Here is a 20,652-nt window from a genome sequence, read left to right as displayed (position 1 = left end):
GAACCGAGGTGCCCTGAGCCGAGGTGCTCCAGCCCTCCCCACTGCACCGAAACCCCCTTCACCGAGCAGGAGTTCCGCCATGCCCCTACCCCGTCGCGCCCTGGTGACCGCCGCCGCCGCCCTCGCCGCCGCCCTCGCCCTGACCGCCTGCGGCGGCGCGTCCTCGGGAGCCACGGCGGAACTCGCCCCGGCCAAGGGCAGCACCGCGCCGAACGGCGCCGTGGTGAACCTGACGGCCGAGCAGAACCGGGTGACCACGGCCAAGGTCGACGCGATCGCGGCGCTCGTCCCGGAGGAGATCAGGCGGAGGGGGACGCTGGCCGTCGTCGACTCCCTCGGCACCACCCCGCCGCTGGACTTCTACGCCAACGACGACAGGACCATCATCGGCGTCGAGCCGGACATCGCCGCCCTGGTCGGCAACGTGCTCGGCCTCAAGGTCGAGTTCAACCCGGTCTCCTGGGAGAACATCTTCGTCGGCCTGGACAGCGGCAAGTACGACGTCGGCCTCTCCAACATCACCGTCACCGAGGCGCGCAAGGAGAAGTACGACTTCGCCACCTACCGGCTGGACGTCCTCGGCTTCGAGGCCAGGAAGGGCAGCGGCCTCAAGGTCGCCGGTGCCAAGGACCTGGCGGGCAGGTCGGTCGGCGTCTCCTCCGGCACCAACCAGGAGAAGCTGCTGATCTCCTGGAGCGAGGAGAACACCAGGAACGGCCTCAAGCCGATCGACATCAAGTACTTCCAGGGCACCGAGTTCTACCTGGCGCTCTCCTCCGGCCGGATCGACGCCTACGTCGGCCCCAATCCCAGCCTGGCCTTCCACGTCGCGCAGACCGGCGAGACCGAGATCGTCGGCACCTACTCGGGCGGCGGCGCGGACGTCCTCGGCAAGATCGCCGCGACCACCCGCAAGGGCAACGGGCTGGTCCGGGCGCTCAACGAGGCGCTGAACGAGGTGATCAGGAACGGCAGCTACGGCCAGGTGCTCAAGCGCTGGGGCCTGGACAACGAGGCCGTGCCGACCTCCGAGGTCAACCCGCCCGGGTTGCCCAAGCAGTAGGGCCCGTCCGTTCACCCGTTCGCCGCCCCCCGCCGCTATGGTGACCCCTCCGGCGGCGAACACCGCCCGGACACGGCGGACTTGGGGGAGGACATGCAGCAGGGGGAGGTGCTCGACGGCCGGTACCGGCTGGACGAGTGGCTGGGCAGGGGCGGCTTCGGTGTGGTCTGGAAGGCGACCGACCGGCGGCTCGACCGCGAGGTCGCGGTCAAGCTGCTGCTGGCGGAGCACGCCGCCGACCGGGAGGCCGTCGGGCGGTTCGTCCGCGAGGCCCGCACGGCCGGCGGTCTCTCCAATCCGCACATCGTGACCGTGTACGACTACGGCCTGGTCGCGACCGCCGCCGGGGGGACCCACTACCTGGTGCTGGAACTCGTCCGCGGCCGGGCCCTGTCCGACATCCTCAAGGACGGCGCCCCGGACCAGGAGGCCGCGCTGAAGTGGATGCGCCAGGTCTGCAAGGCACTGGACGCCGCGCACCGCTCGGGCGTCGTCCACCGCGACATCAAGCCCGAGAACGTGATGGTCGACGCGGGCGGCAAGGCCAAGGTGCTGGACTTCGGCATCGCCCGGCTGCTCACCCAGTCCGCGGTGCTCACCTCCACCGGCAGCGTGGTCGGCACCGTCCCGTACCTGGCGCCCGAGTGCTGGTCCGGCGCCGCCGTGGACGGCCGGGCCGACCTCTACGCGCTCGGCGTCATGCTGTACGAACTCTGCACCGGGCGGCGCCCGTTCCGCGCCTCCTCGGCCGCCGAGTACATGTACAAGCACCTGGAGGAGACCCCGCCCCGGGTGCGCAGCACCGATCCGGCGCTGGCCGACCTGGTCGCCGGGCTGCTCGCCAAACGGCCCGCGGACCGGCCGGCCACCGCCGCCGAGGTGCTGGAACGGCTGCGCCGGATCCGGCCGGGGGTGCTCCGCCCGGACGACCCCAGCCCGGAGCAGCTGCGCCGCCGGGCCGACCAGGCCTGGCGGCGCGGCGCGCAGGGCGCCCCCGGGGAGGCCGTCGAGATGCTCACCGCGCTCATCCCCGACCTCGCCCGGATCTGCGGCCCGGCCGACCCGCGCACCCTGCGCACCTGCCACGACCTGGCCCTCTGGCTGGCCCAGGACGGCAGCCCGGGCGCCGCCGTCGCGCTGCTGCGCGAGCTGGCCGCGGAGCCGGCCGCCGAACCGGACGTCCGGGCCGACGCGCTGCGCGACCTGGACCGCTGGCACCGGGAGGCCGCCCGGAGCGGGCCGGGCCGGCCGCGGGCGCTGAGCCTGGCCGGCCTGCTCGGCGGCGGCCCGCAGGGCGGCTGAGGGCCCTCGGCGCCGTACGGACGGGAGGCTGTCAACCGTGCGGGCCGCTGATTCGGCGCCTGCGGCGACTGTGGGAATTGATAGGAATCCGCCCATCGGGACTGTCTGGTTCACCGACCGGTGGCGTTGATATACCTCGTTGCCGGAGTCGGGCGCGGTGTCTTCGGCCGCCCCGGCGAGCTACGACGAAAAGGCTGGTGACGGATCGATGAAGCTCCTCCGCGTCGGACCCCCGGGCGCCGAGCGCCCGGTCGTGCTGGGCCAGGACGGCATCGGGTACGACCTCTCCGGGCGTGCCCGGGACATCGACGGGGCCTTCCTGGCCGGGCTGGACGCCGCCGCCCTGGCGCGGGACGTGGCCGCCGGGGCGCTGCCCCGGGTGGACCTCGCCGGGCAGCGGGTGGGCGCGCCGGTCGCCCGTCCGGGCAAGGTGGTCGGCATCGGGCTCAACTACCGCGACCACGCCGCCGAGGCCGGGGTCGCGGCCCCGGACGAGCCGGTGATCTTCCTCAAGCCGAGCTGTACCGTGGTCGGCCCGTACGACGAGGTGCTGGTGCCGCGCGGCGGCGAGAAGACCGACTACGAGGCCGAGCTGGCCCTCGTGATCGGCCGCACCGCCCGCTACCTGGCCGGGCACGAGGAGGCCGCGGCGGTGATCGCCGGCTACACGATCGCCAACGACGTCACCGAACGGGCCTTCCAGTTCGAGCGCGGCGGCCAGTGGGACAAGGGCAAGTCGGCGGAGACCTTCACCCCGCTGGGGCCCTGGCTGGTCACCGCGGACGAGGTGACCGACCCGCAGCAGCTGCCGCTGCGGCTGTGGGTCAACGGCGAGCTGCGGCAGGACGGCAACACCGGCGAGATGATCTTTCCGGTTCTCGAACTGGTCCGCTACGTCAGCCAGTTCATGGTCCTGGAGCCGGGCGACGTGATCGTCACCGGCACCCCGGCCGGCGTCACCCTGGGCCACCCCGGTACGCCGTTCCTGGCCCCGGGCGACATCGTCGAGATCGAGATCGAGGGCCTCGGCCGCCAGCGGCAGGTGCTCGGCACGGCGTAACGCCCCGCCGGCGCGGCACCGGCCGCCCCGACCCCGGGCACGGGGGTCGGGTCACCGGGCCGCCAGCACCTCGCGCAGCCGCTCGGCCCGCGACGCCTGCGGCCCCTCCAGCGCGAGCAGCAGGGCCAGCACCTGCGCGGTCTGCGGGTCGTGCAGCGCGGTCGCCGCCGCCATCGCCGTGAACTGGTCCACCAGCCAGTCGCGCAGCTCGCCCACCGGCAGCGTGCGCCCCTCGTCCAGCCAGGTCAGCGACGCGCCCTCGACCACCGCGATCCACGAGCGCACCAGCAGCGTCAGCCGGGGCCCGGCCTCCCGCACGCCGAGGTGCCGCAGGGTCCGCTTGAGCGCCGCCCGCCGGACGTCGTCGACGATCGCCGAGGTGCGGGCCGTCTCCACCACCGAACCGCCGCGCAGCAGCGCCGAGTAGCCGGCGTCGTGCTCGGCCACGAAGGCGAAGTAGCCGTCCAGGACGGCCGCCAGCTGCTCGGACGGGGTCCCGGCCAGCGGGACGGCGAAGCGGCTGGTCAGCTCGTCGGCCGCGCTGCGCAGCGCGGCCTCGTACAACTGCTGCTTGCCGCCCGCGAAGTAGCGGTAGACCAGCGGGCGGGAGGCTCCGGCGGCCTCGGCGACGTCGTCCAGGCCCACCTCCTCGGGCGGCCGGGCGGCGAACAGTTCCAGGGCGACCGCGATCAGCTGTTCACGACGCTGCTGCACCGGCAGTCGCCGGTAGCCGGTGCGGCGCGGGCGGGGGCCGGGTGCGGCCGGGGCGGGCACCTGGTCGGTTGCCGTGGTGGGGCGGGCTTCCATGGCGGTCAGCGTAATGGGCGTGGGCCCGATCGGATCCTGTCGCGCGCGGCGGTTTCCCGAACGTGTGTTTGTCCGGGCCCGCCCGGCGGCGGTCGGCCGGTGCATGTCACCGATCGCCCGGTAAAGGCTTGCAATCGGCCCTCGCCACGCCATGATGTCCGAATGGTTGAAGAACTGATCACCTCCGACGCCACCACCCCGCGTCGCATCGCCGACGGTTACGTCCGGGCCCTGGCCGAACTCGACCCGCTGACCGCGGTCTACCTGGGGTTCAGCCCCGAGGACGACCGGCTGCCCGACCTCTCGCCGGCCGGTGCCGAGGCGATCGCCGACCTCGGCCGCCGCACCCTGGCGGCCCTTGCCGAGGCCGAACGCTCCGACGCCGCGCAGGACGAGGCGGAGCGCCGCTGCGCCCGGCTGCTGCGCGAGCGGCTGACCGCCTCCCTCGCCGTCCACGAGGCCGGGGAGAACTTCCGCGCGGTGCGCAACCTGGGCTCCCCGGTGCACGAGGTCCGGGACGTCTTCACCCTGATGGGGACCGACACCGAGGCCGAGTGGCAGGTGGTCGGCCGCCGGCTGGCCCGCGTCCCGCTCGCGCTGGCGCAGTACCGGGAGACGCTGGCCGCCGGCATCGAGCGCGGCCTGCTGTCCGGCCCGCGCCAGGTGGCCACCGTGGTCGGGCAGCTCGGCGAGTGGCTGGAGGGGGACGTACCCGGCGGCTGGTTCGGCGAGTTCGTCCAGGGCGCGCCGGAGGGCCTGCGCGCCGAGCTGTCCGGGCCCGCGCTGGCCGCCGGGGAGGCGCTGGCCGCCCTGCGCGACTGGCTGCGCGACGTCTACGGCCCGGCCGCCGCGGACACCCCCGACACCACCGGCCGCGAGCGCTACCGCCGCTTCGTCCGCTTCTGGACCGGCTCCGACCTGGACCTGGACGAGGCCTACACGTGGGCCTGGGGCGAGTTCCACGACCTGCTCGCGCAGATGGAGGCCGAGGCCGAGAAGGTACGTCCGGGCGCCGGCCCGATGGCGGCGATGAAGTGGCTGGAGGCGGACGGCCCGGCCGTGGAGGGCGCCGAGGCCACCCGCGTGTACCTCCAGGAGCTGATGGACCAGGCGGTCCGGGACCTCCAGGGCACCCACTTCGACCTGGCCGAGCCGATCACCCGGGTCGAGTCGAGGATCGCCCCGCCCGGCAGCGCGGCCGCGCCGTACTACAGCGCGCCCTCGCTGGACTTCAGCCGCCCCGGGCGGACCTGGCTGCCGGCGCTCGGCCGGGAGCGCTTCCCGGTCTGGGACCTGGTCTCCACCTGGTACCACGAGGGCGTCCCGGGCCACCACCTGCAGCTCGCGCAGTGGAACTACGTCGCGGACCGGCTCTCCACCTACCAGGTCAGCCTGGGTGGGGTGAGCGCCAACCTGGAGGGCTGGGCGCTGTACGCCGAGCGCCTGATGGACGAGCTCGGCTACCTCACCGACCCGGGACACCGCCTCGGCTACCTCAACGCGCAGATGATGCGCGCGCTGCGGGTGATCGTCGACATCGGCATGCACGCGGGCCTGGACTTCCCGGCCGACTCCCCGTACCTGCCGGGCGAGCCGGTCAGCCCGGAGGCGGCCCGGGAGTTCTTCGGCCGGTACTGCGGCCTGACCCCCGACTACCTGGACAGCGAACTGGTCCGCTACCTGGGCATGCCCGGCCAGGCGATCGGCTACAAGCTGGGCGAGCGCGCCTGGCTGCGCGGCCGGGCGGCGGCGCGGGCGGCGCACGAGGCGCGCGGCGAGGAGTTCGACCTCAAGGCCTGGCACATGGCGGCGCTCTCGCAGGGCTCGCTGGGGCTGGACGACCTGGTCGAGGAGCTGTCCGCGCTGTAGGGCGGCCGCCGGCCCCGGGCCTCGTCCGCGAGCCCCGGGGCCGCTGGTCCTTTGGCCCGAAAAGGTCGATTTGGCGAGGTTTTTCCTTGCCATCCGCCCGTGCGGGAGCTTCGCTTGAAGGCGACTGCGTGACATCCCCGACTGCGTGACCCCTCCGTACCCCTCCGGAAGGCTGACCAGTGTCTGCGCAAACCGCCACCGGTCATGAGAACGCGGACAGCCGCCGCTGGTGGGTGCTGGTGGTCATCGCCATCGCCCAGCTCATGATCGTCCTCGACGTCACCATCGTGAACATCGCGCTGCCGTCGGCGCAGCGGGACCTGGGCATCTCCGACGCCGACCGGCAGTGGGTGATCACCGCCTACACGCTCGCCTTCGGCGGCCTGCTGCTGCTCGGCGGACGGCTGGGCGACCTCTTCGGCCGCAAACGCGTCTTCACCGTCGGCCTGCTGGGCTTCGCCGCCGCCTCCGCCCTCGGCGGCTCGGCGGACGGCTCCGCCATGCTCTTCGGCGCCCGCGCCCTCCAGGGCGGGTTCAGCGCCCTGCTCGCCCCCTCGGCCCTGGGGCTGCTCTCCACCACCTTCACGGACCCCAGGGAGCGCAGTACGGCCTTCGGCGTCTTCGGCGCGATCGCCGCCGGCGGCTCCGCACTCGGCCTGATCCTGGGCGGGCTGCTGACCGAGTACCTGGACTGGCGCTGGTGCCTGTTCGTCAACGTCCCGATCGCCGCCGCCGCGGCCCTCGCGGCCACCGGCCTCCTGGAGCGCGACAACGCCGCCGGGGGGCGCCGGGTCCGGCTCGACCTGCCCGGCGCGCTGCTCGGCTGCGGCGGCCTGCTGGCGATCGTCTTCGGCACGTCCGAGGCCGTCACCCGGACCTGGGGCGACGGGCTGGTGCTCGGTTCGCTGGCCGTCGGTCTGGCGCTGCTCGCGGTGTTCGTCCTGGTCGAGAGGCGCACCGCGCACCCGCTGCTGCCGCTGCACATCGTCGCCGACCGCAACCGCGGCGGCGCCGCCCTCTCGGTCGGCCTGGCCATGATCGGCATGTTCGGCCTGTTCCTCTTCCTCACCTACTACCTCCAGGTCATCAAGCACTTCTCGCCGGTGCTGTCGGGCGTCTCCTTCCTGCCCATGACGGCCGCCATCGTGCTCAGTTCGACCGGCTTCGCGGCCCGGCTGATGACCAGGGTGCCGACCCGGAACCTGGTCTGCCCCGGGCTGCTGCTCGCCGCGGCCGGCATGGCCTGGCTGACCCGGATGACGGTCGACAGCCCGTGGGTCGGCACGGTGCTGCCCGCCGAGCTGCTGCTCGGCTCCGGCATGGGCCTGGTCTTCATGCCGTCGATGAACCTGGCCACCCTCGGGGTCTCGCCGCGCGAGGCGGGCGCGGCTTCGGCCACCATCAACTCGGCCCAGCAGGTGGGCGGTTCGTTCGGCACGGCGCTGCTGAACACGGTCGCGGCCAGTGCCACCGCGTCGTTCCTGGCCACCCGGATCGCCTCGTCGCCGGCGGTACGGGCCCAGGGCACGGTGCACGGCTACGTGGTCGCCACCTGGGTGTCGACTGGCGTCCTGCTGCTGGCCGCGCTGATCGCCTTCCGGGTGATCGACCACCGGCCGGCGCCCGCTGTGACGACCGTCGTCCCGGGCGGGGCGCAGGCCCACACGGCCGTCCCGGCGGAGCCCCGACGAGAACCCTGAAATTTTCAGCAAGACCTTGCAGTCAACCTCCGGCGCCTGCTTGACTCCTGGCCACCGTCCAGGAACCGAGGAGGCGCCGTCGTGCTGCCCGAGTTCGACCTGCTCGTCGTCGGCGGCTCCGGCGTCGACACCATCGTCCGGGTGGACCGGCTGGAGGTCCCGCCCGGCGACTCGCTGTTCGTCGGACCCGTCCGCGACTACGTCGGCCACACCGGCAACGGCGTCGCCCTCGGCGCCCACCACCTCGGCCTGCGCACCGCCTTCCTCGACTTCCTCGGCGACGACCCGCAGGGCGCCCTGGTCCGCGCCTCCTACGAGCGCCACGGCCTGCACTTCGCGCACCTGGTGAGCCCGCACGGCACCCCGCGCGGGGTCAACCTGGTGGACGCCGCCGGGCGCCGGTTCTCCTTCTTCGACGGCCGCCACCCCGCCGACCTGCGGCTGCCGCCCGAGTTCTACCTGCCGTACGCGCGGCGCAGCCGGCACGTCCACCTCTCCATCACCGGCGTCAACCGGGACATGTACGCCGACCTCCACCGGCTCGGCCGCACCACCTCCACCGACCTGCACGACTGGGACGGCACCAACCCGCACCACCGCGACTACGCGCTCGGCTCGGACCTGGTGTTCCTCTCGGTGGCCGGCTGCCGCGGCCGGCACGAGCAGGTGATGCGCGCGATCCTCGCCGAGGGCCGCGCCGGTGTCGTCACCGCCACCGCGGGCGCCGACGGCTGCTACCTGCTCACCCGGGACGACGACGAGGTGCACCACCTCCCGGCCGTCGACCCGGGCCGCCCGGTGGTGGACACCAACGGCGCCGGGGACGCCTTCGTCGCGGGCTTCCTCGCCGCCTGGTTCCGGGGCCGCCCGCCGCTGGAGTGCGCCCGGGCCGGCTCGGTCGCGGGTGCCTTCACCTGCACCGTCGCCGGGACGCACACCGCCTTCGTCGGGGCCGAGGAGCTGGGGAGCGCGCTGGACCGCTTACTCGCCGACGGGTGAGGTTTTTCTCATGGATATCCCAGCCACCGGTAACGACCTTTCCAGGCTGAAACGGCATAGTCGTTGATCGCACGCAGCCCCCGGGAAACCGTCGATCACTGGCAGGAGAGACAGACATGGGTCAGCACCGCCGCCCGACGTCGCGCCGCCGCCGCAGCCTTCTGGGGCCGACCCTGTTCACCGCGCTCTCGGCGGTGGTGGTGGCCGCCGTGGTCACCGGTACGCACGGGCTGAGCCTGTCCGACGCGACGGCCGCCGGGAAGGCGGCCCGCAGCTCCCGGGCCGCCGTCGCGCCGGCGGCGACCGGGCCCGCGTCCGAGGCGCCCGCCGCACCCGCACCGGTCGACGCCCCCGCTCCGACCGACAGCCCCTCCGCCGCCCCGGCCGACAGCCCGACCGACAGCCCGACCGACAGTGCGAGCGCCGACCCCGGCAGCGCCCCGGCGGCCACCCCGACGCCCTCCGCGCCGGCCACCCCCGACACCCGCGGCGCCGTCCTCGGCACCACCGCCACCGCCGCCGCCACCCCCGAAGCGGCCACCGTGGGCGCGCTGTTCAGCGGCACCGTGGCGGCCGGAAACCACTTCTGCACCGCCAGCGTGCTGCACAGCCCCGGCGGCAACCTGCTGCTGACCGCCGCGCACTGCCTCAGCAGCGCCGGCGGCGTCACCTTCGTCCCCGGCTACCGCGACGGCTCCGCCCCGTACGGCAGCTGGCAGGTCACCGCGGTCCACACCACCACCGGCTGGTCCCAGAAGGGCGACCAGGACGAGGACTTCGCCGTCCTGGAGACGGCCCCGAGCAACGGCCGCAACGTCGAGGACGTGGTCGGCGGCAACCGGCTCGGCGCCGACGAGCCCTTCGGCGCGACCGTCCGCCTCTACGGCTACCCCGGCGACGCCGAGGAGCCCATCCTGTGCACCAACACCACCGGCCGGCAGAGCACCTACCAGCGCGTCATCGACTGCCCCGCCTACCCGTCCGGCACCAGCGGCGGCCCCTGGATCAACGTCGCCACCGGCGACGTGGTCGGCGCCATCGGCGGCTACCAGCAGGGCGGCGACACCGACGACGTGTCCTACAGCGCCTACTTCGACCACACCATCGCCGGGCTGGTCTCCCAGGTCGAGGGCACCTCGTCCTGAGCCCGGCCGGGCCGGCACCGCGCGCCGCCAACCGGGCCCGGACATGACGAAGGCCCAGATCTGTGGATCAACTCCACTGATCTGGGCCTCAGTTGCACTCCTTGCGAAGTGCCCCCGGTAGGATTCGAACCTACGCACCCGCCTCCGGAGGGCGGTGCTCTATCCCCTGAGCTACGGGGGCCTGCTCGGTGTCGTCGGCGTTTCGGCCTCCGACGTGAAGAACACTACCAGGCTCCGGGCGTGGTCCGTGCACGGGTTTCCGGCGGGGGCGGCCGAGCAGCTGTGGGGTGCGCCGGCGGCGGGCGGCGGGGGTCGGCGGAAGTGCCCAAAGGCCGGACGGGGCGGCGGGGGCGCCGATACCCTCGGTGAGGTGTCGGGAGTGTCCGGGCGGGTCCTCGTGGTGGACGACAGCGAGGTGATCCGCCAGCTGATCAGGGTCAACCTGGAGCTCGAGGGCTTCGAGGTGGTGACCGCCGCCGACGGCGCCGAGTGCCTGGAGGTGGTCCGCCGGGTGAAGCCGGACGTGGTGACGCTGGACGTGATGATGCCGCGCCTGGACGGCCTGCGGACGGCGGCCCGGCTGCGCGCGACCCCGGGGACCAGCCGGCTGCCGATCGCGATCGTGAGTGCCTGCACCCCGGCCGATCTGGACCTGGGGGAGGCCGTCGGGGTGGACGGCTACCTCGGCAAGCCCTTCGACCCGGCCGATCTGGTGGCGCTGGTGCGGCGGCTGATGGCTCTGGGGGGACAGCCGGGCGGGTTTCGCCCTGAGCGAACAGAGCGGACCGATCGAGGCTGACACCGCTGACGGGAGGGCTCGCGGGCGTCCCGACCGGCAAACCGGGTGGCGGGCGGGCACCCCGTCTCGCCTACGCTTGGCGTCGTGACACCCGCAGAGCTTTCCCAGGCAGTCCAGGCCGCAGTGAGCGCCGCCGTCGAGGCGGGCGAGCTGACCGTCGCCGTGCCCGAGCACGTGACGGTCGAGCGACCCAAGAACAGGGACCACGGCGACTACGCGATCAACGTGGCCCTCCAGCTCGCCAAGGCGGCCGGCCGCCCGCCGCGAGCCGTGGCGGAACTGCTGGCCGACCGCCTGCGAGGGATCACCGGCGTCGCCAAGGTCGACATCGCCGGGCCGGGCTTCCTGAACATCACCATGGACGCCGCGACCCAGGGCGCGCTGGCGCGCACCATCGTCGAGACGGGCGAGGCCTACGGGCGCAACGAGGCGCTCAAGGGCCTGAAGATCAACCTGGAGTTCGTCTCCGCCAACCCGACCGGCCCGATCCACATCGGCGGCGTCCGCTGGGCCGCCGTCGGCGACTCGCTGGCGCGCGTGCTGCGGGCCAGCGGCGCCGACGTCACCACCGAGTACTACCTGAACGACGCCGGCGTGCAGATCTCCAAGTTCGCCGGCTCGCTGAAGGCCGCCGCGAACGGTCAGCCCGTCCCCGCCGACGGCTACGTGGGCGAGTACATCGGCGACATCGCCAAGGCGATCACCGACGGCGTCCCGGGCGTGCTCGACCTGCCCGACGCCGAGCAGCTGGAGGCCTTCCGCACCGAGGGCCTCAAGCTCATGGTGGCCGAGATCCAGCGCTCGATGCAGGAGTTCGGCACCCACTTCGACGTCTGGTTCTCCGAGAAGACGCTGCACGAATCCGGCGCGGTCGAGAAGGCCATGGACCGGCTGCGCGAGCAGGGCCACGTCTTCGAGCAGGACGGCGCGGTCTTCCTGCGCACCACCGACTTCGGCGACGACAAGGACCGCGTCCTGGTCAAGGCCGACGGCGAGACCACCTACTTCGCCGCCGACGCCGCGTACTACCTGTCGAAGCGGGACCGCGGTGCCGAGGTCTCCGTCTACATGCTGGGCGCCGACCACCACGGCTACGTCAACCGGCTGAAGGCCATCGTGGCCTGCGCGGGCGACGACATGAACCGCAACATCGAGGTCAAGATCGGCCAGTTCGTGAAGATGCTTCGCGACGGCGAAGAGGTCCGCATGTCCAAGCGGGCCGGCAACATCATCACGATCGACGACGTGATCGAGTGGATCGGCGTGGACGCCGCCCGCTACACCCTGACGCGGTCCCCCACGGACTCCACCATCACGCTCGACATCAACGTGCTGACCAGCCAGTCCAACGAGAACCCGGTCTACTACGTCCAGTACGCGCACACCCGGATGTGCGGCGTGGCCCGCAAGGCCGCGCAGCTCGGCGTCGACAAGGGCGCGGCGGAGGACTTCAAGCCCGAGCTGCTCGCCACCGTGTGGGAGAACGACATCCTCGGTGCCCTCGGCGAGTTCCCGCGGATCCTGGCCACGGCCGGCGAGCTGCGCGAGCCGCACCGGGTCGCCCGCTACCTGGAGGACCTGGCGGGCAAGTACCACCGCCTGTACGAGAACTGCATGTTCCTGCCCAAGGGCGACGAGGAGCTCACGGACACGCACCGCGCCCGGCTCTGGCTGGTCGAGGCCACGCGAACGGTGATGGCCAACGGCCTGACGCTCCTGGGCGTCACGGCGCCCGAGCGGATGTAGGCACCACCCCCAAGTGCGCAGCGGGGGCGGCTGACGGTCAACGGAGACCGTCGCCGCCCCTCGCCATAGGTCAAGGAAGCAGGACATGTCTCGCTCCGCACACCCCGCAGGCCCCCGTCACGGTGACGTGCTGCCCGAGGGCCACTACGCCGCCCCGCCGGCCGACCTGAACGCGCTCGACCCCAAGGTCTGGTCGCGCACCGTCGCCCGCGACGCCGAGGGCGTGGCCACCGTCGGCGGGATCGACGTCAAGTCCCTGGCGGCCGAGTTCGGCACGCCGGCCTACGTGCTCGACGAGGACGACTTCCGGGCCCGGGCGCGGGCCTGGCGCGACGCCTTCGGCACCGAGGCGGACGTCTTCTACGCCGGCAAGGCGTTCCTCTCCAAGGCGATCGTGCGCTGGCTGCACGAGGAGGGCCTGAACCTCGACGTGTGCAGCTCCGGCGAGCTGACGGTGGCGCTGGCCGCCGGGATGCCGCCGCAGCGGATCGCGCTGCACGGCAACAACAAGACGGCGGACGAGCTCGAACACGCGGTGAAGACCGGCGTCGGGCGCATCGTGGTCGACTCCTACGAGGAGATCGAGCGGCTGGCCGCGATCACGGCCCGCCAGGGCGTCCGCCAGCAGGTGCTGATCCGGATCACCGTCGGCGTCGAGGCGCACACCCACGAGTTCATCGCCACGGCGCACGAGGACCAGAAGTTCGGGCTGTCCCTGAGTCTGGCTGCGCCGCGAAGCGGCTCGGTCGAGGGTGGTGGTGGGCGACGGGAGGGCGGCTCGGCCGCCGAGGCGGTGCGCCGGGTGCTCGGGCACGAGGGCCTGGAGCTGCGCGGCATCCACTCGCACATCGGCTCGCAGATCTTCGACACCGCCGGTTTCGAGGTGGCCGCCCGCCGGGTGGTCGGCCTGCTGGCCGAGATCCGCGACGAGCACGGCGTCGAGCTGCCCGAGATCGACCTGGGCGGCGGCCTGGGCATCGCGTACACCAGCGAGGACGACCCGCGCGAGCCGGCCGAGATCGCGGCCGCGCTGGCCGACATCGTGCGCCGCGAGTGCGCCGCCGCGAACCTGAATACCCCCCGGCTGAGCGTGGAGCCGGGCCGGGCGATCGTCGGCCCGACGGCGTTCACGCTGTACGAGGTCGGCACCGTCAAGCCGCTGGAGGGCCTGCGCACCTACGTCAGCGTGGACGGCGGGATGTCCGACAACATCCGGACCGCGCTGTACGACGCCGAGTACTCGGTGGCCCTGGTGTCGCGCCGCAGCGACGCCGAGCCGATGCTGGTGCGGGTGGTCGGCAAGCACTGCGAGTCAGGCGACATCGTGGTCCGGGACGCCTTCCTGCCGGCCGACCTGGCCCCGGGCGACCTGATCGCGGTGCCCGCAACCGGCGCGTACTGCCGCTCGATGGCGAGCAATTACAACCACGCCCTGAAGCCTCCCGTGCTGGCCGTCAAGGACGGCGCCGCGCGGGTGATCGTCCGGCGCGAGACGGAGGAGGATCTCCTGCGTCTCGATATCGGATGACGAAATCCTTGTCTCAGATCATGGAACGACCGTAGATCCGTGCGGGAAGTCCCCGAGACTGGTACGGACCGAAGTTCCCGGCGGCCCCCAGAATCCCGCCGGAATTACCGAAGCACGAAGAATGCAGAGCGGAGTCGGATGATGCGTACGCGCCCGCTGAAGGTGGCGTTGCTGGGTTGTGGTGTGGTGGGCTCCGAGGTGGCGCGCATCATGACGACGACGGCCGACGACCTCGCCGCGCGCATCGGTGCCCCGGTCGAGCTCGCGGGGATCGCGGTCCGCCGGGCCGGCCGGGTGCGCCCGGGCGTGCCCGAGCACCTGATCACCACCGACGCCGAGGCCCTGGTCAACCGGGGCGACATCGACGTGGTGGTCGAGGTCGTGGGCGGCATCGAGCCGTCCAAACACCTCATCCTGTCGGCGTTCCAGCGGGGCGCCTCGGTGGTCAGCGCCAACAAGGCGCTGCTCGCCAAGGACGGCACCGAACTGCACGCCGCGGCCGCCGCGGCCGGGGTGGACCTGTACTACGAGGCCGCGGTGGCGGGCGCGATCCCGCTGCTGCGCCCGCTGCGCGAGTCCCTCGCGGGGGACAAGGTCAACCGGGTGCTGGGCATCGTCAACGGCACCACCAACTTCATCCTCGACAAGATGGACACCACCGGCGCCGGCTACTCGGAGGCGCTGGAGGAGGCCACCGCGCTGGGCTACGCCGAGGCCGACCCGACGGCCGACGTCGAGGGCTTCGACGCCGCCGCCAAGGCCGCGATCCTGGCCGGCATCGCCTTCCACACCAAGGTCACCGCGGCGGACGTCTACCGCGAGGGCATCACCGAGGTGACGGCCGCCGACATCGCCTCCGCCAAGGAGATGGGCTGCGTGGTCAAGCTGCTCGCGATCTGCGAGCGGGCGGCGGACGGCGAGTCCGTCACCGCGCGGGTCCACCCGGCGATGATCCCGCTGTCGCACCCGCTGGCCTCCGTCCGCGAGGCGTACAACGCGGTGTTCGTCGAGGCCGAGGCGGCCGGCCGGCTGATGTTCTACGGCCCGGGCGCGGGCGGCTCGCCGACCGCCTCCGCGGTGCTCGGCGACCTGGTCGCGGTCTGTCGCAACAAGCTGGCCGGTGCCACCGGTCCCGGTGACTCGGTGTACACGCAGCTGCCCGCCAAGCCGATGGACGAAGTGGTCACCCGCTACCACGTCAGCCTGGACGTGGACGACCGTGCGGGTGTCCTCGCCCAGGTCGCGTCCGTCTTCGCGGAGCACGGCGTCTCCATCGACACCGTGCGCCAGCAGGGCCGCGACGGCGACGCCTCGCTCGTCGTGGTCACTCACCGTGCCACCGACGCCGCGCTGTCGGCGACGGTCGACAAGCTCCGCGCGCTGGACAGCGTGCGGGACGTGGCCAGCATCATGCGGGTCGAAGGGGAGTAAGGAACAGCCATGAACGCCGTTGCCGAGAACGTCGTCCGAGGCGCGCACACCCACCAGTGGCGCGGCCTGATCGAGGAGTACCGGGACCGCCTGCCGGTCACCGCGACCACCCCGGTGGTCACCCTGCTGGAGGGCGGCACGCCGCTGGTCCCCGCCCAGGTGCTGTCCGAGCGCACCGGCTGCGAGGTCTACCTCAAGGTCGAGGGTGCCAACCCGACCGGCTCCTTCAAGGACCGCGGGATGACGATGGCCATCTCCAAGGCCAAGGAGGAGGGGGCGCAGGCCGTCATCTGCGCCTCCACCGGCAACACCTCGGCCTCCGCCGCCGCGTACGCGGTGCGGGCCGGGATGGTCTGCGCGGTGCTCGTCCCGCAGGGCAAGATCGCCCTCGGCAAGATGGGCCAGGCGCTGGTGCACGGCGCCAAGATCCTCCAGGTGGACGGGAACTTCGACGACTGCCTCACCCTCGCGCGTGAGCTGTCCGAGAAGTACCCGGTGGCGCTGGTCAACTCGGTGAACCCGGTGCGGATCGAGGGCCAGAAGACCGCGGCCTTCGAGATCGTCGACATGCTCGGCGACGCCCCGGACATCCACGTCCTGCCGGTCGGCAACGCGGGCAACATCACCGCGTACTGGAAGGGCTACCGCGAGTACTCCGCCGACGGCCTGGCCACGCGCACCCCGCGGATGTGGGGCTTCCAGGCCTCCGGCTCGGCCCCGATCGTGGACGGCGCGCCGGTGCTCAAGCCGCAGACCATCGCCACCGCGATCCGGATCGGCAACCCGGCCTCCTGGGACTTCGCGCTCGCCGCGCGGGACGAGTCGGGCGGCCTCATCGACAAGGTGACGGACCGTCAGATCCTTTCCGCCTACCGGCTGTTGGCCGCGCAGGAGGGCGTCTTCGTGGAGCCCGCCTCGGCCGCCTCGGTGGCCGGCCTGCTGGCCAAGGCGGAGGCCGGCCTGGTCGACCCGGGCCAGCGCATCGTCTGCACCGTGACCGGCAACGGCCTCAAGGACCCGGACTGGGCGGTGGCCGGCGCGCCGCAGCCGCAGATCGTCCCGATCGACCCGGAGGCGGCGGCGCAGCGCCTGGGCCTGCTCGACTGACCTGCCGTCGGGCTCCACGGGCGCCCGACGCCTCGACGGGCCGACCCTTTCGGGGGGCGGCCCGTCGATGTTCTCCGGTGACACTTTTGTGTCAATTACGCCGCGCATTCCGATCCGATTCCGGTACGCATTCCGGCCAGAAGCGGCAACACACCAGATCGGAGGACCACGGGGTGTACCACTGGGGAACCTCTCTTCGATACTCTGGGTTCGGCCGTGTGGCACATGCCCCGGGTCCGGCCTTCTCCAGGCCGCGCCAACGACCGTGACCGCCCGCCCCGCCGGGGCCTGTGGTCCATTCCCCGCCTTCGCACCGACGACGCGATCCGCGCCGCCCGATTTCCCCAGGAGAGTCCACCGCATGGCCGGTCCCGCGTTCCGTGCCGCCGCCGTCCGGGTCCGGGTTCCCGCGACCAGTGCCAACCTCGGCCCGGGCTTCGACGCCTTCGGCCTCGCGCTGGGCCTGTACGACGACGTGGTCGTCCGGGTCGCCGACTCCGGGCTCTCCATCGACATCGCCGGCGAGGGTGCCGACACGCTGCCCCGCGACGAGCGCCACCTGCTGGTCCGCTCGATGCGCGCCGCCTTCGACCGCCTCGGCGGCCAGCCGCGCGGCCTCGAAGTGGTCTGTGCCAACCGGATACCGCACGGCCGCGGCCTCGGCTCCTCCTCGGCCGCGATCTGCGCCGGCATCGTGGCCGCCCGCGCGGTCACCATCGGCGGCCCGTCCGCGCTGGACGACGACGCGCTGCTGGCCCTCGCCTCCGAGCTGGAGGGCCACCCCGACAACGTCGCGGCCTGCCTGCGCGGCAACTTCACCATCGCCTGGACGGACGAGGAGTCGGCCAAGGCGGTCAGCCTGGAGCCCTCCGACCAGGTCGTCCCGGTGGTGTTCGTCCCCGCTGACGAGGTGCTCACCGAGACCGCCCGCGGCCTGCTGCCGAAGACCGTGCCGCTGACCGACGCCGCCGTCAACGCCGGCCGCGCCGCGCTGCTGGTCGAGGCGCTGACCAGGCGGCCCGAGCTGCTGCTCGCCGCCACCGAGGACCGCCTGCACCAGGACTACCGCTCCTCCGCCATGCCCGACAGCGCCGCCCTGGTGGGCGCGCTGCGCGCGGAGGGCGTCCCCGCGGTGATCTCCGGGGCCGGCCCGACCGTCCTCGCGCTCACCGACGAGGCGGGCGCCGACAAGGTGCTCTCCTTCGCCGGGCACCACGGCCACGGCGGCGACCCGGCGTTCGCCGCGCACCGCCTGGAGCTCGACCGGATCGGGGCCACCGTGCTCCCGCTGGACGGCTGAACGGCCCGTCCGGGCTGCTCGTCCGGCCCGGCCCGGCCACCTGAGAGCCGGGCCGTCCGGACACGATTGGCAAGCGCAAGGCTGGGGAATGTCTGAGGGGGTCGGTAGTGTTAACCTCATTGCTGCACCAGGTGCCCTCCGGGGCTCGGTGCGCCGCGTCCCGATCCCAGCACTCCACTGCCGTGGAGTCGCGGCGATGCACGGGGCGACGATTCTCCGGGAGCCCACCGCAGCGCGTACGCAGCCTGCCTGCGCGACACGCGGCCGCATCCCGAAGCCGTGACGGCACCTGACTCCCACCCGCGGCCTCCCACCTTGAGGCCAGGACGGGCGGAGCGCGGTCCACCGTCACGCGACGGGGGCCCGGGATTCGCAGGCAAGCGTGGGGGTACGCCCGGTCGGCACACGACCGACCGGCCCGCCGCGCCACTCAGCACCACCGTGCTTCACGCACCGCACCTCGCAGCTCTCCCTCGACCGGCTTCCGCCTTTCGGGGGATCACCGCCTCGGACCGACGCAGTCGAGCGTCGGTCAGGACAGCACAACCGGTCGCCGAGCCAGACAGGCCGACGTCCGCTCCAGGGAAGGACCCTTAGTGAGCGACTCCACCGATCTGATGGGCGCGCGCCCGGACGCCGAGGCGTCGGACGCAGCCGCCGCCCCCGCGGCCCCGGCGCGGCGCCGCCGTACCGCCGCCGCCGGCCTGGACGGCATGGTCCTGGCCGAGCTGCAGAAGCTCGCCGGGGACCTGGGCATCACCGGTACCGGACGCATGCGCAAGAGCCAGCTGATCGAGACCATCAAGGAGAAGAGCGGCGGAGACCCGCTGCTCGCCGCCGGTGGTGCTCCGGCCGCCGCCAAGCGCACCGCCGCCAAGGCGGACGCCGCCGAGGCGCCGGCCGAGAAGCCGGCCCGCCGCACCAAGGCCGCCGCCGCTGCCGCTACCGCCGCCGCGGCCCCGGCCGCCGCCGAGTCGCAGGCCCAGATCGAGATCCCGGTCCAGGCCGCCGCCGAGACCGCCGCGCCTGCCCGTGCCGAGCGCACCCGCCGCCGCGCCACCTCGGCCGCCGGTGCCCCGACCGCCGACGCCACGGCCGACGCCGCCGTTGCGGTGGCCGAGCCCAAGCAGGCCGAGACCCGCCAGGCCGAGACCCGCGCCTTCGAGGGCCGCGAGGAGGGCCGCACCGAGACCCGTCGCGACCGCCGGGACCGCCGGGACCGCGGCGACCGCCCGGAGCGGGCCGACCGCCCCGAGCGCGCCGAGCGCCAGGACGGCGGCGAGGCCCAGGACGGCGACTCCCGCGAGTCGCGCCGCGACCGCCGCAACCGCCGCGAGCGCACCGACCGCCAGCCCCAGCAGGGCGGCGGCCAGCAGCAGGCCGGTCAGGGCGACGGCCAGCAGGCCCGCCAGGGCGGCCAGCAGACCCAGCAGCCGCAGGTCCAGCAGGGCGGCTACGACGACGACGAGTTCGGTGACGGCCGCCGTGGCCGCCGTGGCCGCTACCGCGACCGCCGGGGCCGTGGCGCCCGCCGCGAGGGCTTCGAGGCCGGCCCCGCCGAGCCGCAGGTCGGCGAGGACGACGTCCTGATCCCGGTCGCGGGCATCCTCGACATCCTCGACAACTACGCGTTCGTGCGCACCTCCGGCTACCTGCCGGGCCAGAACGACGTCTACGTCTCGCTCGCCCAGGTCCGCAAGAACGGCCTGCGCAAGGGCGACGCCATCACCGGCGCGGTGCGCCAGCCCAAGGACGGCGAGCGCCGCGAGAAGTTCAACGCCATGGTGCGGCTGGACTCCGTCAACGGCATGGACCCGGAGAGCGGCCGCGGCCGCCCCGAGTTCAACAAGCTCACCCCGCTCTACCCGCAGGACCGGCTGCGTCTGGAGACCGACGCGGGCATCCTGACCACCCGGATCATCGACCTGGTGTCGCCGATCGGCAAGGGCCAGCGCGGTCTGATCGTCGCGCCGCCGAAGACCGGCAAGACGATGGTGCTGCAGGCGGTCGCCAACGCGATCACCCACAACAACCCCGAGTGCCACCTGATGGTCGTCCTGGTCGACGAGCGTCCGGAAGAGGTCACCGACATGCAGCGGTCGGTGAAGGGCGAGGTCATCTCCTCGACCTTCGACCGCCCGGCCGAGGACCACACCACCGTCGCCGAGCTGGCCATCGAGCGCGCCAAGCGCCTGGTGGAGCTGGGCCACGACGTGGTCATCCTGCTGGACTCGATCACCCGCCTCGGCCGCGCCTACAACCTGGCGGCGCCGGCCTCCGGCCGCATCCTGTCCGGTGGTGTCGACTCGACCGCGCTGTACCCGCCGAAGAAGTTCTTCGGCGCCGCGCGCAACATCGAGAACGGCGGCTCGCTGACCATCCTGGCCACCGCGCTGGTCGAGACCGGCTCGCGCATGGACGAGGTGATCTTCGAGGAGTTCAAGGGCACCGGCAACATGGAGCTCAAGCTCGACCGGAAGCTCTCGGACAAGCGCATCTTCCCGGCCGTCGACGTGGACGCCTCCAGCACCCGCAAGGAGGAGATCCTGCTCGGCAGCGAGGAGTTGGCCATCGTCTGGAAGCTGCGCCGGGTGCTGCACGCGCTCGACTCGCAGCAGGCGATCGAGCTGCTCCTGGACAAGATGAAGCAGACCAAGAGCAACGCCGAGTTCCTGATGCAGATCGCCAAGACCACCCCCGGCTCCAACGACTGACCGTAGCCGGACGGTTGTCGCCCACCGAACCCCGGACCGCGCGAGCGGTCCGGGGTTCGGTGCGTCCACTCGGCTTTGTTCC

15 protein-coding genes and 1 tRNA gene are annotated in these 20,652 nt (G+C 73.1%); 14 read left to right on the top strand and 2 right to left on the bottom strand.

Translation table 11 applies throughout. The annotated features are described in order from the left end of the window. The first annotated feature begins 79 nt into the window (after positions 1 to 79). The 3 genes from AC07BF_RS07315 to AC07BF_RS07305 all read left to right on the top strand — a co-directional run bounded on the left by AC07BF_RS07315 (position 80) and on the right by AC07BF_RS07305 (position 3,425). The gene (locus AC07BF_RS07315) at positions 80 to 1,063 is read left to right on the top strand and encodes an ABC transporter substrate-binding protein (RefSeq protein WP_363581958.1); all 984 of its coding nucleotides are present in this window, start codon (positions 80 to 82) and stop codon (positions 1,061 to 1,063) included. A 93-nt stretch (positions 1,064 to 1,156) separates the two neighbouring features. Beyond that, a complete protein-coding gene (locus AC07BF_RS07310) occupies positions 1,157 to 2,365 on the top strand; it encodes a serine/threonine-protein kinase (RefSeq protein ID WP_363628703.1) in 1,209 nt (402 codons plus the stop codon). A gap of 208 nt (positions 2,366 to 2,573) precedes the next feature. Continuing rightward, positions 2,574 to 3,425 (top strand): fumarylacetoacetate hydrolase family protein, encoded by an 852-nt coding sequence (locus tag AC07BF_RS07305; RefSeq protein WP_363581962.1) that lies wholly within the window; start codon positions 2,574 to 2,576, stop codon positions 3,423 to 3,425. A gap of 51 nt (positions 3,426 to 3,476) precedes the next feature. On the opposite strand, the gene AC07BF_RS07300 is transcribed toward AC07BF_RS07305, so the two are convergent. Continuing rightward, entirely contained in the window at positions 3,477 to 4,232 is a 756-nt protein-coding gene (locus tag AC07BF_RS07300; protein ID WP_363581964.1) for a TetR/AcrR family transcriptional regulator, read from the bottom strand. A 162-nt stretch (positions 4,233 to 4,394) separates the two neighbouring features. Between AC07BF_RS07300 and AC07BF_RS07295 the strand changes: the two genes are divergently transcribed. The 4 genes from AC07BF_RS07295 (at position 4,395) to AC07BF_RS07280 (ending at position 9,945) form a co-directional block, all read left to right on the top strand. Beyond that, positions 4,395 to 6,101 (top strand): DUF885 domain-containing protein, encoded by a 1,707-nt coding sequence (locus AC07BF_RS07295; protein ID WP_363581966.1) that lies wholly within the window; start codon positions 4,395 to 4,397, stop codon positions 6,099 to 6,101. Positions 6,102 to 6,280: 179 nt separating this feature from the next. Further along, positions 6,281 to 7,801, top strand: a complete 1,521-nt coding sequence (locus AC07BF_RS07290) for an MFS transporter (RefSeq protein WP_478333056.1) — start codon at positions 6,281 to 6,283, stop codon at positions 7,799 to 7,801. Between the two features lie 81 nt (positions 7,802 to 7,882). After that, positions 7,883 to 8,800 (top strand): carbohydrate kinase family protein, encoded by a 918-nt coding sequence (locus AC07BF_RS07285; protein ID WP_400806372.1) that lies wholly within the window; start codon positions 7,883 to 7,885, stop codon positions 8,798 to 8,800. 116 nt (positions 8,801 to 8,916) lie between these two features. Beyond that, on the top strand, positions 8,917 to 9,945 hold the full coding sequence (locus tag AC07BF_RS07280) for a trypsin-like serine peptidase (protein WP_478333055.1): 1,029 nt from the start codon (positions 8,917 to 8,919) through the stop codon (positions 9,943 to 9,945). Positions 9,946 to 10,054: 109 nt separating this feature from the next. Here AC07BF_RS07280 and AC07BF_RS07275 read toward each other — a convergent pair. Next, positions 10,055 to 10,126 (bottom strand) — tRNA-Arg (locus AC07BF_RS07275). Positions 10,127 to 10,324: 198 nt separating this feature from the next. On the opposite strand from AC07BF_RS07275, the gene AC07BF_RS07270 reads away from it, so the two are divergent. The 7 genes from AC07BF_RS07270 to rho all read left to right on the top strand — a co-directional run bounded on the left by AC07BF_RS07270 (position 10,325) and on the right by rho (position 20,570). Then, on the top strand, positions 10,325 to 10,744 hold the full coding sequence (locus tag AC07BF_RS07270) for a response regulator (protein WP_363582150.1): 420 nt from the start codon (positions 10,325 to 10,327) through the stop codon (positions 10,742 to 10,744). 84 nt (positions 10,745 to 10,828) lie between these two features. Continuing rightward, positions 10,829 to 12,490 (top strand): arginine--tRNA ligase, encoded by a 1,662-nt coding sequence (gene argS / locus AC07BF_RS07265; protein WP_363581970.1) that lies wholly within the window; start codon positions 10,829 to 10,831, stop codon positions 12,488 to 12,490. A gap of 85 nt (positions 12,491 to 12,575) precedes the next feature. Then, the gene (gene lysA, locus AC07BF_RS07260; protein ID WP_363581972.1) at positions 12,576 to 14,018 is read left to right on the top strand and encodes a diaminopimelate decarboxylase; all 1,443 of its coding nucleotides are present in this window, start codon (positions 12,576 to 12,578) and stop codon (positions 14,016 to 14,018) included. 138 nt (positions 14,019 to 14,156) lie between these two features. Further along, positions 14,157 to 15,449: a homoserine dehydrogenase gene (locus AC07BF_RS07255; RefSeq protein ID WP_363581974.1), complete on the top strand. Its 1,293-nt coding sequence runs from the start codon at positions 14,157 to 14,159 to the stop codon at positions 15,447 to 15,449. Between the two features lie 9 nt (positions 15,450 to 15,458). After that, positions 15,459 to 16,556, top strand: a complete 1,098-nt coding sequence (thrC, locus tag AC07BF_RS07250; RefSeq protein ID WP_478333054.1) for a threonine synthase — start codon at positions 15,459 to 15,461, stop codon at positions 16,554 to 16,556. A gap of 361 nt (positions 16,557 to 16,917) precedes the next feature. Then, on the top strand, positions 16,918 to 17,856 hold the full coding sequence (gene thrB, locus AC07BF_RS07245) for a homoserine kinase (protein ID WP_350879612.1): 939 nt from the start codon (positions 16,918 to 16,920) through the stop codon (positions 17,854 to 17,856). A gap of 596 nt (positions 17,857 to 18,452) precedes the next feature. Next, positions 18,453 to 20,570 carry a transcription termination factor Rho gene (rho, locus tag AC07BF_RS07240; RefSeq protein WP_363581978.1) on the top strand — a complete coding sequence of 706 codons (2,118 nt, stop codon included), beginning with the start codon at positions 18,453 to 18,455 and terminating at the stop codon, positions 20,568 to 20,570. Positions 20,571 to 20,652: the final 82 nt, after the last annotated feature.

The organism is Kitasatospora sp. NPDC043950, assembly GCF_056435345.1.
This window is presented reverse-complemented; position numbering and strand designations above follow the sequence as displayed.

Excerpts from the sequence above, each read along its gene's own strand:
- AC07BF_RS07315 (WP_363581958.1), top strand. The coding sequence starts at position 80 with ATGCCCCTACCCCGTCGCGCCCTGGTGACCGCCGCCGCCGCCCTCGCC.
- AC07BF_RS07255 (WP_363581974.1), top strand. The coding sequence starts at position 14,157 with ATGATGCGTACGCGCCCGCTGAAGGTGGCGTTGCTGGGTTGTGGTGTG.
- thrC (WP_478333054.1), top strand. The coding sequence starts at position 15,459 with ATGAACGCCGTTGCCGAGAACGTCGTCCGAGGCGCGCACACCCACCAG.
- AC07BF_RS07295 (WP_363581966.1), top strand. The coding sequence starts at position 4,395 with ATGGTTGAAGAACTGATCACCTCCGACGCCACCACCCCGCGTCGCATC.
- AC07BF_RS07310 (WP_363628703.1), top strand. The coding sequence starts at position 1,157 with ATGCAGCAGGGGGAGGTGCTCGACGGCCGGTACCGGCTGGACGAGTGG.
- lysA (WP_363581972.1), top strand. The coding sequence starts at position 12,576 with ATGTCTCGCTCCGCACACCCCGCAGGCCCCCGTCACGGTGACGTGCTG.
- AC07BF_RS07305 (WP_363581962.1), top strand. The coding sequence starts at position 2,574 with ATGAAGCTCCTCCGCGTCGGACCCCCGGGCGCCGAGCGCCCGGTCGTG.
- thrB (WP_350879612.1), top strand. The coding sequence starts at position 16,918 with ATGGCCGGTCCCGCGTTCCGTGCCGCCGCCGTCCGGGTCCGGGTTCCC.
- AC07BF_RS07280 (WP_478333055.1), top strand. The coding sequence starts at position 8,917 with ATGGGTCAGCACCGCCGCCCGACGTCGCGCCGCCGCCGCAGCCTTCTG.
- AC07BF_RS07300 (WP_363581964.1), bottom strand. The coding sequence starts at position 4,232 with ATGGAAGCCCGCCCCACCACGGCAACCGACCAGGTGCCCGCCCCGGCC.